Source organism: Bradyrhizobium sp. SZCCHNGR1005 (genome assembly GCF_032489995.1).
In the GTDB taxonomy this organism is placed as follows: Bacteria; Pseudomonadota; Alphaproteobacteria; order Rhizobiales; family Xanthobacteraceae; genus Bradyrhizobium.
Window position 1 is genome coordinate 67,985 of record NZ_JAUEZC010000008.1, and the last position, 13,634, is coordinate 81,618.

The following is a 13,634-nucleotide window of genomic DNA, read 5'->3' on the forward strand; positions in this document are numbered from 1 at the left end:
TGCGCCTTCCTAAGAGAACGCGTTCGACTGCTCGCTCAATCTGATACCTGAGTTACGCTTACGCGGAGCGCCGTTTCCCAGTTTGCGTTAATGCCGCCTCACTGGTCCGCCGCTAAAGCACTGAACGCGCTTTATCCAGAAGTGACGGTTGCTGAAGGATTTCGGCTTCGCCGCCGATCCGGCGCTCGGGGCCGATATAGGCGGTGCTGGTGTTGCGGCGACGATCAGGACCGAAATAGGTCTTGGTCTTGATGAAGGGCCGGGGATTGGCGACCACGTTGAGGATGCGCTGGTACAATCCCTTGGCGGAGATCGGCTTGGCCAGGAATTCGGTCACCCCGGCATCGCGGGCTACCGTCACGCGCCGTTTCTCCGAATGCCCCGTCAGCATGATGATCGGCGCGAATGGATTACCCTTGGCTTCGGGCTGGCGGATCATCTGCGCCAGTTCGAGCCCGTCGAAGATGGGCATCGCCCAGTCGGTGATGACGATGTCCGGAACGTAGTGGGTATACATTTCCAGCGCGGTGGCACCGTCTTCGGCCTCGTAGACTTCGCGCGCGCCGAACGAGTGCAGCAGCGTCCGCAGGATGCGGCGCATGTGGGGATTGTCGTCGCAAACGAGGAAGCGCAGCTTGTTGAAATCGATACGGAACATTGGCCGGCCTGCAGGGGGGACCGATTGAAGCGGTATACCTGCATTAACCATAAAGGTTCGCGGGTTAACGAACGGTTTGCGGCGCAGACGAAAGCGTCGAAGGCCGCCGGCGGCGCGCGGCTCAATAACCGAATTGTTCGCGCAGAATGCGCTCTTCGAGGCTGTGACCGGGATCAAACAGCATCCGCATCGAGATGGTCTTGTCGGACAACACCTCGACGCGACGCACGTCGCGCACTTCGTCATGATCCGCGACCGCCGCAACCGGCCGCTTGTCGCCCTCGAGCACCTCGATGATCACGTAGGCCGTGTTCGGCAGCAGCGCGCCGCGCCAGCGCCTCGGCCGGAAGGCGCTGATCGGCGTCAGCGCCAACAGGGCTGCATTGATCGGCAGGATCGGGCCCTGGACCGAGAGATTATAGGCCGTGGAGCCTGCCGGGGTTGCAACCAGCACGCCGTCCGCGACGAGTTCAGGCATGCGTTCGCGCTCATCGACCAGGATGCGCAGCCGCGCGGCCTGATAGCTTTGCCGGAACAGGGCCACCTCGTTGATGGCGTGATGAATGTGAATTGTGCCGTCGACATCGGTCGCCCGCATCAGAAGCGGGTGAATGAGCGATTCCTGCGCCGCGGCCAGGCGTTCGCGAAGGTCCACCGTGCTGAACTCGTTCATCAGGAACCCGACGGTGCCGCGATGCATGCCGTAGATCGGCTTTCCCGTGCGCATGTGTTCGTGCAGCGTCTGCAGCATCAGCCCGTCGCCGCCGAGCGCGACCACCACGTCGGCCGTCGTGGGATCGCAACTGCCGTACAGTTCGGTAAGCTGCTTGAGCGCGGCCTGGGCTTCGGCACTCGAGCTCGCGACGAAGGCGATGCGCTCATATCGCTTGGGCGTTGTCATGCAGTCGCAGGCTCGCTGGTCGGCTTTCGGTTGGTTTGTCGTCTAACCGACCTTGGCCTTGGTTGTCGAGATGACCGGGCCGCGAATCGTTCTTTCACGACCATCGGGCAGCATTGCGTGCCCTGCCGGCCGGGAATGAGGCTGCGGTGCGGAATGTTGCCTTGCCCAGGTTTTCAGGCCGGCGGCGGCGCGACGAACTCCTTGGATTTGCCCTGTTATGGTCTTGTCATTTCTCCTGCAGGCTCCGCACGGGATCCCAGCCGGGGCAGGGGACTTCGCACCCGGCCTGGCGGGCCCGTTCGGCGAACAGCGCGCTGGGACGGTCGGCATCGGCCGAGCGTGCGAAGCACTCGACGGCCTCTTCGCATTGGCCGGCCCGCCAATGTCCGAGACCTGCCGCATAATCGGCGAGCACGCGCTTCTGCTCTGGCGTCAGCTCCTGCGCGAAACAGACCAGCTCGAAGATCGTCAAAGACTGTTCGCGGCCCTTGACCCTGACGGTGTCGAGCTCGCGCCAGGCAAATTCGGCGCCCGCGGCTGCGACGGTGCTGTCCGAGGCGATGATGACCGTGCCATAGAACTTGTTGGCGCCTTCGAGCCGCGAGGCCACATTCACCGCGTCGCTCATGACGGAATAGTTGAAACGGCGCTGCGAGCCGAAATTGCCGACCAGGGCCTCGCCGCTGTTGATGCCGATGCGCTGGGCGACCTTGATGCCCTGGAACGCGGCCGAGGTCTGGTTGAGCTCGTCGAGCCGCGCCTTGCACGCGAGTGCCGCGCGCGCCGCATTGGTGGCATGGCGCGCATCGTCGATCGGTGCGCCGAACACGGCGACCACGGAATCCCCGATATATTTGTCGACATAGCCGCCATGGCTCTCGATCACATCGGTCATGGCCGACAGGTATTCGTTGGTCAGCGCCATCAGCGACGCAGGCGGCATCCGCTCGGCGATCTGCGAGAAGCCTTCGATATCGGAGAAGAAGACGGTGATCTCGCGGGTCTCGCCGCCGAGCTGGGGCAGCTTGTGGGAGACGAGCATGCGGTCGATCAGATGCGGCGCGAGGTAATAGGCAAAGCTCTTCTGCAGGAGCCTGCGGTCCTTGTCGCTGACCATGAATCGATAACCGATGATGGCAGCGAGCGCGAGCGCTGCGGCCCCGAACGGCTCGCCGAGCGGTAGCACATAGGCGTGGTTGAACAGTGCTGTTGCGAGGCCGGTATAGAGCACGGCCAGCCCCAACAGCGCGGCTGCGGCTGTGGCGGGCTTGGCCAGGCGTGCCAGCACGGCGGCAAGAACCGCAAAGGCGAGGGTGAGTGCGAATGTGCTGGGCCATCCAAGCTCGATTGCGGCCTCGTGCCGGATCAGGTTGTTGATCGCGGTGGCGTGGATATAGACGCCCGCGATCGTGCTCCGCGCGAATGTCGCTGCGGTTTTTCGCTCGGCCAGAGCGCAGCGCGGCCGTCGTGCCCCTTCGGCCCGGGTGGCGAAGCGCTTCGAGGTCAGACGGCGGTCCTCGATGCCGACCGTGCCGATCAGGACCACCTTGCCGGCAAACTCGCGGCGGAAATAGTCCTTGTCCCCGTTAACCGCACAGGCGCGCAGGTCGGCAAAGGAATAGGTCGGGATGTCGTCGGCGCCGCCGGCGAAATTCAACGTGATCGTATTGGCGATGCGACCGGCCGAGCCGATATCGCCGAGGCGCACCGTCCCGTCCGGATCGATAGCGGGCGAGTTGCCGCGTGCGCGTGCGGCCAGCTCCAGCGCCAGGCTCGGCACCCTCAGGCCATCGACGGCGACCGTCAGGGGATGACGACGCACGACGTCGTCGCTATCGGTATAGGTGTTGAGCGGGCGCAGGTTTTGCTGCCGGCGAACGGCGATGCGCTGGCCCGGCGAGGGCACGATCGGCTGCTCCGCGAACACTTCGCCCAGCACGACCTTGCCGGCGGCGGCGCCTGCGGCGAGGGCACGCAGGAACTCGCGATCGAAACCACGGGTCTTCTCGCCCAAGGTGCTGTCGCCGAGCGGGATCTCGGATTGTTCGATCGAGGTCGGAAAGACGATGTCGAACCCGACCACCTTTGCTCCGCCATCGATCACCGCGCCGAGGACGCGGCCGATCTCTCCGGTCCAGGTCAGCAGCGGCGAGCCGCTGAACGGCGGCGTCGCGTAGCTTTCCTCGTCGATCGCGACCACGACGCTCGGACTTTCCTCCGGCGCGTGCCGGTTGCCGAACGCCTCGAAGCGCAGCCAGGTCAGGATGTCGAGCGACAGCCCGCGGCCACGCTCGAAGGCGGGAGAGACGAACAGAGCCGCGCTCACGAGAGCGATCGCTAGAACGGCAAGCGTGTCGCGCGCCCGGCGGCCGATCGTCACGGAGCCGCTTCCATCAATTCATCCGAATGAGGCGCCCGACCGCTGGTCCCGGGCCGGCCTTGGCCTGCGGATCCACCCGGAACACGATGCGCGAGGTTCCGAAGCTCGCGACATAAGTGCCGCCCGGCGTCAGCGGATGGCTGGTGCCGGCGAAATCGTAGAACCTGCCTTTGAACTGCCGGCCGGAGATCTCGACCTGCTGGCGGTCGCCGGGCTGATCGAGGCGTTCGACCACCAGGATGCCCCGGCCGTTGACCTCGAAGATCGGCGATGCGCCATAGACGATCGCCTGCGCGATCGGGGCGCTGTCAGGAGCGATCCCGCGGACGATGGTTGCTGCGACCTCGCTGGTCTCGGGCGCGGTAGCCTCGGCGTGAGCAGCATCGCAATTGACGATGTCGTTCTTGAGCGTGGCGCCTTCGACTTTGCTCTCTCCAACTCCCACGGTGACGCCGCCCGGTCCGCCGATGGTCTCACGGCGGCAGGATTTCAGATAGCTGATCACGAGCGCGCCGTCTGGCCCGAGCTTGATGTGCTGTCCTGGGACGACATAATCCATCAGTTCCGCCCCGGTGACGTCGCCTTGGATCTCCTCGACCAACGCGACCGGCGGAGCGGCGAAGGCCGGCGTCGCCAGAGCGATCCATCCCGCGACCATGAGCGGCGCTGTCTTCATTCATGAACTCCGTGAGCGGCGGCAGGTGGGATCCCCGATGCCCCTGGATTTAGACGCGACAAAGGGGCGATCGGTTCGAGCGCATACCATACCCGATCGCACCGGGCACTCGCCTCGATGTGACCGTCCGGGTGGACGACATGGTTTAGGTTGGCCGCACAGCTTCATTCATCTGTCGTAAGAGATCGTAACTTTCGGCCGCAAGAGTGCCGCTGTAGTGAGGGGAGGTGGTCCCCCCCTGGAGGAATGACATGGTGGTTTCGAGTTCTAAGTTGCAACGCGCCGGCTGTGCGGCCTTCGCCGGCGCTCTGTTGGTCTGGGCAGGAATTGCGCGCGCGGAGGACCAGCCACCGCCTCAAGCGCAGCAGACGACAACGCCGGCTGGACCCCGGGCGGGCTCGACCGGGGCCCGCGCCGCCAACACGCCGGCTTCGCCCTCCGCCGCCGAACAGCACAAGCTGCCGCCGGATTCCACGACCAAGCACAAGATCGAATTGCCGGGCCGCACGATCGCCTTTACCGCCACGGCCGGCTCGATTCGTCTGTTCGACGACAAGGGCGAGCCGCAGGCCGATATCGCCTATACCTCCTATCAGCTCGACGGCTCCGATCGTGCAAGCCGTCCGGTCACGTTCTTTTTCAACGGCGGGCCGGGAGCGGCGTCGGCCTGGCTGCAACTCGGCAACACCGGGCCATGGCGGTTGCCGATGAACGCCGACAGCGTCACCCCGTCGAGTCCGCCCGCGTTAGAGTCCAATGCCGACACCTGGCTGGACTTCACCGATCTCGTCTTCGTCGATCCCGTCGGCACCGGCTACAGCCGTTTCGTGGCGACCGGCGAAGACGTGCGCAAGAAATTCTTCTCGGTCGACGGCGATGTCAGCTCGCTGGCGCTGGTGGTGCGGCGCTGGCTGGAAAAGCATGACCGGCTCTCGTCGCCGAAATTCCTGGTCGGCGAGAGCTATGGCGGCATCCGCGGGCCGAAGCTCGTGCGCAATCTGCAGAACGAGCAGGGCGTCGGCATCAAGGGATTGATCCTGATTTCGCCGGTCCTCGATTTCCGCGACTATTCAGGATCGAGCCTCCTGCAATATGTCGCGAGCCTGCCCACATTCGCAGCGGTGGCACGACAGCTCAAAGGCCCGGTCACGCGTGCCGATCTCGCAGATGTCGAGCGGTACGCCAGCAGCGACTTCCTGCTCGATCTGGTCAAAGGCGAGGCGGATGCCGATGCGACAAATCGGCTTGCCGATAAGGTCGCGAGCCTCACCGGGATCGAGCCTTCAGTCAGCCGGCGCCTTGCAGGCCGCATCGACATTGCCGAGTTTCGTCGTGAATTCGACCGTCGCGACGGCAAGATCACCGGGCGTTACGACGCCTCGGTGCTGGGATTCGATCCCTATCCGGATTCCAGCTTCTATCATTTCAGTGATCCCTCGGGCGATGGGCTGACCGCGCCGATGACCAGCGCGATCGTCGATCTCACCACCCGCAAGCTCAATTGGCGGCCGGACGGCTCGTATGAGCTGTTGAGCGGTTCGGTGAACAAGGCCTGGGATTTCGGCCGCGGCCTGCATCCCACGGAATCCGTCGGCGATCTCCGCCGGATCCTCGCGCTCGATCCGAAATTGAAGCTCCTGGTCGGCCACGGCCTGTTCGACCTGGCGACCCCGTACTACGGATCGAAGATCAAGCTCGATCAGCTGCCGGCCTTCGCGCAGCCGCCACGGACGAAGCTCGTGGTCTATCCCGGCGGCCACATGTTTTATTCGCGCGATGACTCGCGGCACGCGTTCCGCGGCGAGGTCGAAGCGCTGATGAAGTAGGGGGAATCACGCGCCGTTTCGGTGCCTGCGGCCTTCGCATCGCGGGCATCGGATCGGGTCGATCCGATGCCCGCAAAACATCCGATGCCGCAAAACAAATGGCGCAACCCGAAGGTTGCGCCATTTTTTCAAGGAGGCGACGAGGAAGGAACCTCGGCGCTTAGTAGACGAGGCCGGTGCCCGGCTGCTTTTCGAGGGCGGCCGCCAGCGAGCGATATTCGTAGCTGTTGGTGCCGGCGAGCTGCGCCACCTTGCCCAGGTGATACTGCGCCTGTTCGCGGTTGCCCTGTTCGAGCTGCCACAAGCCGAAATACTGCCAGGTGCGGACGTGGTTCGGATCGTCCGCCAGCGCCTGTTCGTAGTACTGCTTGGAGGCCTCGTAGTTGCCGAGCTTGCGGTAGGAGTAGCCGATCAGGTTGGCAACGTCGGCAACGTCTTCCCGATGCAACGCCTTGAGTTGCTCGATCGCCGAGGCGTAATCGCCGCGGTCGTAGATCGTGGTGTAGGCCGTACGATAGGCGGCAAGGAATTTCGGATCCTCGATGCTCGAGCTCTTGTCGCCCTTCTTCTTGCTCTTCGTCGAATCAGAAGCCGGCGGCGCCGACGGGGTGTCGCTGCCCGCCGCGTACGCCTTCGACAGCAGCAGCGGCCCGGAGGCCACGGCCATCGAGAACAGCGCCAGCGTGGCAATCCTGATCGCAGACTTATTCATTCATCTCTCCCGAGTTCGATTGGCGATCCAACGGTAACAACTGCGACATGAACCTTCGCAGCGCGGAAATATTCCCGGCTATTTGCGCGGATTTTGCGCCGCGATCTGTGCATTATACCGGCGGGAAGGTGACAGGGCGGTCATTTAGGTAACAAGTCAGTCATCAACATGAACGCTAGCCTGAAACCCGCTTCAGGATGGGTTCAGTGCAGGCGCCTTACGCTCCTTTGCATGATCGATGAGGCCGGCTGATCGGGCCGGTCCCTCTCAGATCCATCCGAAGGAGATGACCATGCTGAAGAAGATGTCAGTTGCACTGCTCGCCGCATCGATCCTGGCTGCGCCCGCCGTTGCCGCCGGCCGCGCGAAGACGGACGTGTCCCCCAAATCCGGTCAGGCTCAGACTCAAACCCAGACCGCGCCGAACACCCAGCTCACCACCGGTACGGCCAATGCCGGGGCAGCGAAGACCGGCGGCGTGAACTCGACTGTCGCGAAGTCGCAAGCCAATCCGACCAAGGTGACTCGCCAGCACCGCGCGCATCGGCATTACGCCCATCGTCATCACAAGAAGGTGAATGCGATGCGGGCTTCGATGAAGGTGCACGGCGCGCCGAAGGCCAAGGTCGGCTTCAACAAGACCAGCCACAAGGCCATGCCGAAGGTCAGTTTCAGGCCGGTGTCGCCGACAGCCCGCCGCGGCTGAGATCGACTAGCTTCGGCCAACCATGAAGAGTTGGGGTCTGTCGTCGGGCGCACAGCATGTGCGCCCGACAGAGGCGGGGGGGCTTCGATCAGAACCGATTTCCTTTGCGTCGCGGATTGTTTAGAACGCCGGGCGACGAATCTCAGTCTTGAACGGGGCGAGCCAGGTGATATCGCCGAGGGCTTTGGTGCTGCTGCTGCCGCTGCTGCTTGCGGCCTGTATCACCGACGGGGACAGCAGCAACACGCTTTCGTTTACCAGCGACCGCGGGATTTCCAGCCAGCCGTTCCCGAACAATTACCGCGCCGAGATCCTGGCGTTCATGCGGACCTATTTGAACAACCCGGTCGGTCTGCAGGACACGGCGATGGCCGAGCCGGTGCAGCGGACCGTCGGCGGCAGGCTGCGCTACGTCAGCTGTCTGCGATATTCCGCCCGCGACACCGACGGTTCCTATGGTCCATCGAGCGACCGGGCCATCGTCTATGTCGACGGACGGCTCGACCGGGTGGTCGAGAATGCCGGGGAACTCTGTGCCGGCGTTACCTTTGCGCCCTTCCCGGAACTGGCGGCCATGACCCGCTAGGGCCGGGCTCTAACGCGAGCCATCCTTGGCTGTCGAGGCTTGCCTCGTTCTCGGGGGCGCTCCTTGCGCTCGCCCACCACGCATCACAATTAAAGGAGGGGTTGAACAAATCCCGCCTTTGCCGGACCAAACCTGTGGCAGGGCGCGCTTCACGAAAAATTCGGGAAGCCTATGGAACAAAAGGCCTTTGTTGCCCGGGGGTGACAGGCGCCGCCCATTCACAGCTGCGTCAGCGCCATCGGGCAACCCAAATGCGGCCACGATGTTCGATAGATGTCGCAACTGAATAACGGGGACTTTCGATGAAACGAGTTTTGTTAAGTGCTGTCGCGTTGTCGGCCTTGGCGGCCCCGGCTTTCGCCGCCGACATGCCTGCGCGCACCTATAACAAGGCGCCTGTCTATGCCCCGCCGCAGGCGATCTATAACTGGACCGGCTTCTATATCGGCGGCCATCTCGGCGGCGCCTTCTCGCAGAGCAACAGCCTGGAAGGCAATAACGGCCGTTTCCTGGGCGGTGTGCAGGGCGGCTTCGATTATCAGTTCGCGCCGAACTGGGTGCTCGGCATCGAGGCTCAGTACAGCTGGATGGACCGGAACACGACCAATTTCGGTTTCCCCGGCGCGACCGTGGTCACCTCGACCGGTGCCAACCAACTCGGCTCGGTGACCGGCCGGATCGGCTACACCTGGGGACCAGCGCTGCTCTACGCCAAGGGCGGCTATGCCTGGCGTGACGGCAATGGCCTTGGCGTCTCGGTGGCAGGCATCCCTGCGGCCTTTACCACCAACGGCAACCACAAGGACGGCTACACCGTCGGTGGCGGCCTCGAATACATGTTCGCGCCGAACTGGTCGGCAAAGGCCGAGTATCAGTATTACAATTTCGGCAATACGACCTTCACGGGCGGTCCTGCGCCGATCGTCGGCAGCCGCTTCAACAGCGACGAGCACACGGTCAAGGTCGGGGTGAACTACCGCTTCGGATGGGGCGGCCCGGTTGCCAGCAAGTACTGATTGTCACGACGGCTGCTGGGTCCTCCGGCTCGACGCCTAAGCCAGGAAATTGCTCACGCCCGCGACCCTCGCGGGCGTTTTGCTGTCGCTATTTGCCCACGTCACGGCGGGCTTCCTTCGCCGCTGCAAAAATTTTTTCAAAGCTTCGTGAAACTTTAGCCGACGATCGGTTATTATGGGGCCGCCGGTCTGATGGATCATCCCCCATGCGTATTTTGGTGTCGGTGCTGTTGTTGTCCGCGGCAGCCTTGCCGTGCTCTGCCCAAACCATTCTCAAGTCCGAGCCGCTGATGCTGGCGCCCTATGAGGTCGCGTTCGTCCAGAACGCATCGTGCCCGCCGGGCAAGGTGCTGAAGGTGACGGGCGTCATCCGCGGCCTGAGCCGCAAGCGGACATGCGTCGCGCTTCCTGCCGAGCAGGCGTCGCTGGCCACGGCGACGCCGTAAGGCGAGCGACCGCTGCGGTGGATCGACCGCGGACAGCCTGTGCTGTCCGGGGGCGGTTGAAGTGTCTCTTCTATTCTCCCCTGGATCTCCCTCGGAGCATTCCTCCCAGGGGGGAGGGTTCGCAGCGCTCAGGGCGAAGCAGCGCTCAAGATGAAAATGGGATGTGGAGCGGCAGCTGCTGCTCGGCCTCTGCGCAATTCTGCCACGGATCTTCTTCCGGCTCGACGGCACAAGGCCTGATCTCGTAGTCGTTGTCGAGACAGAGGTGGACGTCAGAGCGACGCGTACCGGTCGTGACGTCAACCACAAGTCCGCTTTGCCGGGCCAGTCTCCAGACGTCGGCCTCGGTCGGATAGGCCTTGCTCAACTTGGCTTCGTTGCAAAACAGCGCGTAGGGCATTCTGAACGGCTCCGGTCGACTCAAGATGAACCGAGGATGAACAAAGCTTGCGCCGAGACGCAGGCGGGGCTTGGGCAGGAAAGCGGCGATTTCCAGTTCGGCGAGTCGTAAACGAGTCCTAAATTTTGGAAAAAAGAATCTCTGGGACTCGTCGCCTAGAATCGCCGGATGGTTAACCCCATGGGGACCGACCTCCACATCTTTTGCGGGCGAATACAGCTGACGCTCGCCTTCGGGCTGCTGGTGGCTTTGGCGGCCAATGTGGCGCTGCTTTGCGCTTGGCTATCTGCGCGTTAGGGCGATCGCTTTCATCCATTCGGTCTCCCGAACGCAAGAGACGGTCTCGCGCAAAGCGTCACGCTATTTGTTGTCGTTCCGCGAGGTCTGCTCGATCGACGCGCGCAGCCGCGCCAAGGTCGTGGTGAAATATTCCTGGCGCTCTCGGTTGAAGCGCTCCTGATGGGCGCGAAAGCTCGCGATGCGGGCACGGATTTCGTCCTGCATGTTCCGCTGAATGCCGAGTTGTGCGGTAAGGGCAGGGGAAGGCGTGCTTTTGAAGGGCGTGGCCCGGAACGAGCCGGCAGCCGGTCCTTCGTCCGCGACCGGAGCGAATTCGGATGGGTTGGAGCTATCCGGCTCCGGTGCCGATGATGAAGACACCGCTTCGCCCGCATCATTTGCTGCGCTTAGCTCAACAGATCCCTCTACAGCGAGGATGTCCTGTTCGGCCGGGGCAGAGGCGGACTCGGACCCAGCGGGCTCGCTCCCGCCTGCGCCGGACTGCGGCGGGGTCGACACCGGTGCCGCCGATGGCTGATGGGGGGCGCTGACAGGTATCGAAGGGGGAGCCAACTGGGCAAAATCGACGGGTTTGCCCGTGACCTGCTCGACGAAAGCCAACGTCTGCGCAATCAAGGCGTCGCGTTCCTCTTTCCACCCCATGGCGCTTTACCCCTCAGCCTCGCGCTGTGATTGCAGCAAAGTCTTCGGCCCAGATCAAGTAGCCGGGCCAGTGAGTTCTGGGGATGAATGAATGTTGCGGATGAAATGGGGCAGTACGACTGCCGCATTCCCGTCCCCATTGCGCCCCCAACGATCACCAGCCCAGCTGAACACGCTCGCGTCGGAATAGTTCCAAACCGCGCTGGGACGCACAATGCACGGCGGCTCTCTGGTGTCTTGACGAGCCAAGCTCGCTTCCATCAAGTGCGAGGTCGTGAATGCCTCGCCATTTCTCCAAGCCGGATCATGGATAATCCTTCCCGTTCTGAACGGTCGCGCAAAGCGGCTTTATCGGCTGCTCTCACCATCATCGCACGCGACGGGCCGGGGCGGCTGACCCTGGACGCCATCGCGCGCGAGAGCGGCTTGAGCAAGGGCGGCTTGATGCATCAGTTCCGCAACAAGGAAGCGGTATTGAGGGCGCTGCTCGAGCAGCAGTTCGTTCATTTCGGCGAGTTCTCCAAAGAGTTCAGGCGCAAGACGGCCGGCGCCACGAAACAGCCCGAACTCGCGACGCAGATCGCGACCTCGCGTGAGCTGATCGCGCAGCAATTCTCAGTCGCCCAGGCGATGCTGGGCGCCTTGGCCCAGGATCCAGGGCTGCTGGCGGACGCGCGCGCTGGAGACGCTGAGCGAGTCGCCGAGATCAGGGCGGAAGCATCCGATCCGGACCTTGCAGTCCTGCGTTGGGCGGCGGCGCGCGGCCTGGCGTTGATGGCGATGCTGCGGATCTCCCCCATTGCGGACGAGGAGATGGAACGGCTGTTCGGCCGCCTGGCGGACGACACCCAGTGGACCGCCCTGGAGCAGACGTCAGCCTCCTGAGGCCTCTTGGCTCAATGGTTGCGAGCTGGGGCGCCTGATCGGAGCCCCGTGTGCTGCAGCCAAACACAACCGGCATCTTCTCTGGCACTTTACAAACCGTCTAGTCGGTTTTATGATGCAGCGCATCAGGATGCTGCCGCAGGGGCCATCTCGCGTTTTGGAGGGAAGATGAAAGGTCCAATCCGGACCCGCAGCGTCCTGGCTCTGCTGTGGTCCGCCGCCGTGGCAGGATGCAATAGCGTCACCCCGGTGGCCTATTCTGAAGTGGCATCGGCGCATTACCTCGCACCGAACGCATCCGATACCTCGGGACGGGTGCCGTATCGCTACGCTGCGCCGGTCGATTGGCGCGGTTACGACAAGGTCATGCTGGATCCGGTCGTGATCTATCGCGGCCGCGACCACCAATTCGGCGATATGCCCGAGCAGGACAAGGTGAAGCTCGCCACCTATATGCGGGCGCGTTTTCTGGAGCGACTGAGTACGCGCTTTGCGACCGTGAGCCAGCGCCAGCCGAACACGTTGCGCGTGCGGCTCACCTTGACCGGTGCGGTGACCAACACGCCCGTGTTGGGGACCATGTCGCGCTTCGATCTGGCAGGTGCGGTCTATAACGGCGTGCAGACCGCGCGCGACGGCGAGGGGCTGCTGACCGGATCGGTGTTCTACGTGGTCGAGATTCTCGACGCGCCCAGCGGGCGGCTCCTGAGTGCCTTCGTCAGCAAGCAATACCCCAGTCCCTACGACATCCAGGCCAGTGTCGGTGCGCTCGCAGCTGCGGAGGCGGGCGTCGACAAGGGGGCCGATGCGCTCCTCGCCCAGCTCAGGTGAGCGCATGCGAGGCAGCGCATGGCTCGAGGCGGACACAAGGACGAGGTCGATCGAGGTGAAAATAAGATTCCTGCTGCGTGTGGTCCTGCGTCTTGCCCTGAGCATGCTGCTCTCGGTGGCCGAAGGACGAGGCCAGGCCGCGACCGTCAGCGACCCCGGCGGCACTTGGCTGACTGAAGATGGCCGCGCCCGGGTGCGGTTGGAACGTTGCGGCGCCGCGCCCGAGCGCATCTGCGGCTACATCGTCTGGATGAAGGAGCTGGTGGACAGCAGAGGTCAGCCATTCCGCGATCGGCTCAATCCTGATCCGGCCAAGCGGCCGCGGGCGCTGCTCGGCCATCAGATACTGCTCGGTCTCAAGCCAACCGCCGACGGCCGCTACGCCGGCGAGGTGTACAATGCCGAGGACGGCAAAACCTACGGCGTCTCGGTCTGGCGCGACAGCCCGGGCCGATTGGCCGTGAAGGGCTGTCTGCTCGGGCTATTTTGCGCCACTCAGAGCTGGACCCAGACGCGAGACGCGGCGCCGGGCCAATTGCTCGGGCCGACCGGCGATCCCACTGGCCCCGTCGCCGACCCCGAATGGGCAGCGCCGCGGCTGCCGGCTGCGACTGCCGCCAAGACGCGAGCGCGGTAGTGTCGTGGATTTGGCGTTTGAGTTGCTCTGCC

The 13,634-nt window shown here is 63.8% G+C and carries 15 protein-coding genes; 8 read left to right on the forward strand and 7 right to left on the reverse strand.

Annotation, left to right across the window (positions count from 1 at the left end):
* Nucleotides 1-112: 112 nt before the first annotated feature.
* From QXZ85_RS27400 to QXZ85_RS27415, 4 genes are all read right to left on the reverse strand, one after another.
* Complete coding sequence (locus QXZ85_RS27400) at nucleotides 113-658, reverse strand: response regulator (RefSeq protein ID WP_316167206.1); 546 nt, start codon at nucleotides 656-658, stop codon at nucleotides 113-115.
* Between the two features lie 121 nt (nucleotides 659-779).
* Complete coding sequence (locus QXZ85_RS27405) at nucleotides 780-1,559, reverse strand: NAD kinase (RefSeq protein ID WP_315705121.1); 780 nt, start codon at nucleotides 1,557-1,559, stop codon at nucleotides 780-782.
* A 226-nt stretch (nucleotides 1,560-1,785) separates the two neighbouring features.
* Complete coding sequence (locus QXZ85_RS27410) at nucleotides 1,786-3,939, reverse strand: adenylate/guanylate cyclase domain-containing protein (RefSeq protein WP_316175273.1); 2,154 nt, start codon at nucleotides 3,937-3,939, stop codon at nucleotides 1,786-1,788.
* Between the two features lie 13 nt (nucleotides 3,940-3,952).
* A complete protein-coding gene (locus QXZ85_RS27415) occupies nucleotides 3,953-4,615 on the reverse strand; it encodes a hypothetical protein (protein ID WP_315705123.1) in 663 nt (220 codons plus the stop codon).
* A gap of 251 nt (nucleotides 4,616-4,866) precedes the next feature.
* Between QXZ85_RS27415 and QXZ85_RS27420 the strand changes: the two genes are divergently transcribed.
* Nucleotides 4,867-6,441 (forward strand): S10 family serine carboxypeptidase-like protein, encoded by a 1,575-nt coding sequence (locus QXZ85_RS27420; RefSeq protein WP_315741370.1) that lies wholly within the window; start codon nucleotides 4,867-4,869, stop codon nucleotides 6,439-6,441.
* Nucleotides 6,442-6,601: 160 nt separating this feature from the next.
* Here the strand turns inward: QXZ85_RS27420 and QXZ85_RS27425 are convergent, their stop codons facing one another.
* Nucleotides 6,602-7,153: a tetratricopeptide repeat protein gene (locus tag QXZ85_RS27425; protein WP_315705125.1), complete on the reverse strand. Its 552-nt coding sequence runs from the start codon at nucleotides 7,151-7,153 to the stop codon at nucleotides 6,602-6,604.
* A gap of 292 nt (nucleotides 7,154-7,445) precedes the next feature.
* Between QXZ85_RS27425 and QXZ85_RS27430 the strand changes: the two genes are divergently transcribed.
* The 4 genes from QXZ85_RS27430 to QXZ85_RS27445 all read left to right on the forward strand — a co-directional run bounded on the left by QXZ85_RS27430 (nucleotide 7,446) and on the right by QXZ85_RS27445 (nucleotide 9,907).
* Nucleotides 7,446-7,859, forward strand: a complete 414-nt coding sequence (locus tag QXZ85_RS27430; protein WP_315705126.1) for a hypothetical protein — start codon at nucleotides 7,446-7,448, stop codon at nucleotides 7,857-7,859.
* A 184-nt stretch (nucleotides 7,860-8,043) separates the two neighbouring features.
* Entirely contained in the window at nucleotides 8,044-8,445 is a 402-nt protein-coding gene (locus QXZ85_RS27435; protein WP_409977523.1) for a hypothetical protein, read from the forward strand.
* A 302-nt stretch (nucleotides 8,446-8,747) separates the two neighbouring features.
* Nucleotides 8,748-9,461, forward strand: a complete 714-nt coding sequence (locus QXZ85_RS27440) for a porin family protein (RefSeq protein ID WP_315705127.1) — start codon at nucleotides 8,748-8,750, stop codon at nucleotides 9,459-9,461.
* Nucleotides 9,462-9,667: 206 nt separating this feature from the next.
* Nucleotides 9,668-9,907 (forward strand): hypothetical protein, encoded by a 240-nt coding sequence (locus QXZ85_RS27445; protein WP_315705128.1) that lies wholly within the window; start codon nucleotides 9,668-9,670, stop codon nucleotides 9,905-9,907.
* A 145-nt stretch (nucleotides 9,908-10,052) separates the two neighbouring features.
* Here the strand turns inward: QXZ85_RS27445 and QXZ85_RS27450 are convergent, their stop codons facing one another.
* Nucleotides 10,053-10,307: a hypothetical protein gene (locus QXZ85_RS27450; protein ID WP_315705129.1), complete on the reverse strand. Its 255-nt coding sequence runs from the start codon at nucleotides 10,305-10,307 to the stop codon at nucleotides 10,053-10,055.
* Between the two features lie 360 nt (nucleotides 10,308-10,667).
* On the reverse strand, nucleotides 10,668-11,222 hold the full coding sequence (locus tag QXZ85_RS27455) for a hypothetical protein (protein ID WP_315729721.1): 555 nt from the start codon (nucleotides 11,220-11,222) through the stop codon (nucleotides 10,668-10,670).
* Between the two features lie 333 nt (nucleotides 11,223-11,555).
* On the opposite strand from QXZ85_RS27455, the gene QXZ85_RS27460 reads away from it, so the two are divergent.
* The 3 genes from QXZ85_RS27460 to QXZ85_RS27470 all read left to right on the forward strand — a co-directional run bounded on the left by QXZ85_RS27460 (nucleotide 11,556) and on the right by QXZ85_RS27470 (nucleotide 13,602).
* A complete protein-coding gene (locus tag QXZ85_RS27460) occupies nucleotides 11,556-12,134 on the forward strand; it encodes a TetR/AcrR family transcriptional regulator (protein ID WP_315705131.1) in 579 nt (192 codons plus the stop codon).
* A gap of 168 nt (nucleotides 12,135-12,302) precedes the next feature.
* Nucleotides 12,303-12,965, forward strand: a complete 663-nt coding sequence (locus tag QXZ85_RS27465; protein WP_315705132.1) for a DUF3313 domain-containing protein — start codon at nucleotides 12,303-12,305, stop codon at nucleotides 12,963-12,965.
* A gap of 61 nt (nucleotides 12,966-13,026) precedes the next feature.
* Entirely contained in the window at nucleotides 13,027-13,602 is a 576-nt protein-coding gene (locus tag QXZ85_RS27470) for a DUF2147 domain-containing protein (protein WP_315741790.1), read from the forward strand.
* Nucleotides 13,603-13,634 lie beyond the last annotated feature (32 nt).

What these genes read in the sequence shown, in the direction of transcription:
- QXZ85_RS27405 (WP_315705121.1), bottom strand. Translation starts at nt 1,559, where the DNA reads ATGACAACGCCCAAGCGATATGAGCGCATCGCCTTCGTCGCGAGCTCG.
- QXZ85_RS27445 (WP_315705128.1), top strand. Translation starts at nt 9,668, where the DNA reads ATGCGTATTTTGGTGTCGGTGCTGTTGTTGTCCGCGGCAGCCTTGCCG.
- QXZ85_RS27430 (WP_315705126.1), top strand. Translation starts at nt 7,446, where the DNA reads ATGCTGAAGAAGATGTCAGTTGCACTGCTCGCCGCATCGATCCTGGCT.
- QXZ85_RS27420 (WP_315741370.1), top strand. Translation starts at nt 4,867, where the DNA reads ATGGTGGTTTCGAGTTCTAAGTTGCAACGCGCCGGCTGTGCGGCCTTC.
- QXZ85_RS27440 (WP_315705127.1), top strand. Translation starts at nt 8,748, where the DNA reads ATGAAACGAGTTTTGTTAAGTGCTGTCGCGTTGTCGGCCTTGGCGGCC.
- QXZ85_RS27415 (WP_315705123.1), bottom strand. Translation starts at nt 4,615, where the DNA reads ATGAAGACAGCGCCGCTCATGGTCGCGGGATGGATCGCTCTGGCGACG.
- QXZ85_RS27460 (WP_315705131.1), top strand. Translation starts at nt 11,556, where the DNA reads ATGGATAATCCTTCCCGTTCTGAACGGTCGCGCAAAGCGGCTTTATCG.
- QXZ85_RS27465 (WP_315705132.1), top strand. Translation starts at nt 12,303, where the DNA reads ATGAAAGGTCCAATCCGGACCCGCAGCGTCCTGGCTCTGCTGTGGTCC.
- QXZ85_RS27400 (WP_316167206.1), bottom strand. Translation starts at nt 658, where the DNA reads ATGTTCCGTATCGATTTCAACAAGCTGCGCTTCCTCGTTTGCGACGAC.
- QXZ85_RS27450 (WP_315705129.1), bottom strand. Translation starts at nt 10,307, where the DNA reads ATGCCCTACGCGCTGTTTTGCAACGAAGCCAAGTTGAGCAAGGCCTAT.
- QXZ85_RS27425 (WP_315705125.1), bottom strand. Translation starts at nt 7,153, where the DNA reads ATGAATAAGTCTGCGATCAGGATTGCCACGCTGGCGCTGTTCTCGATG.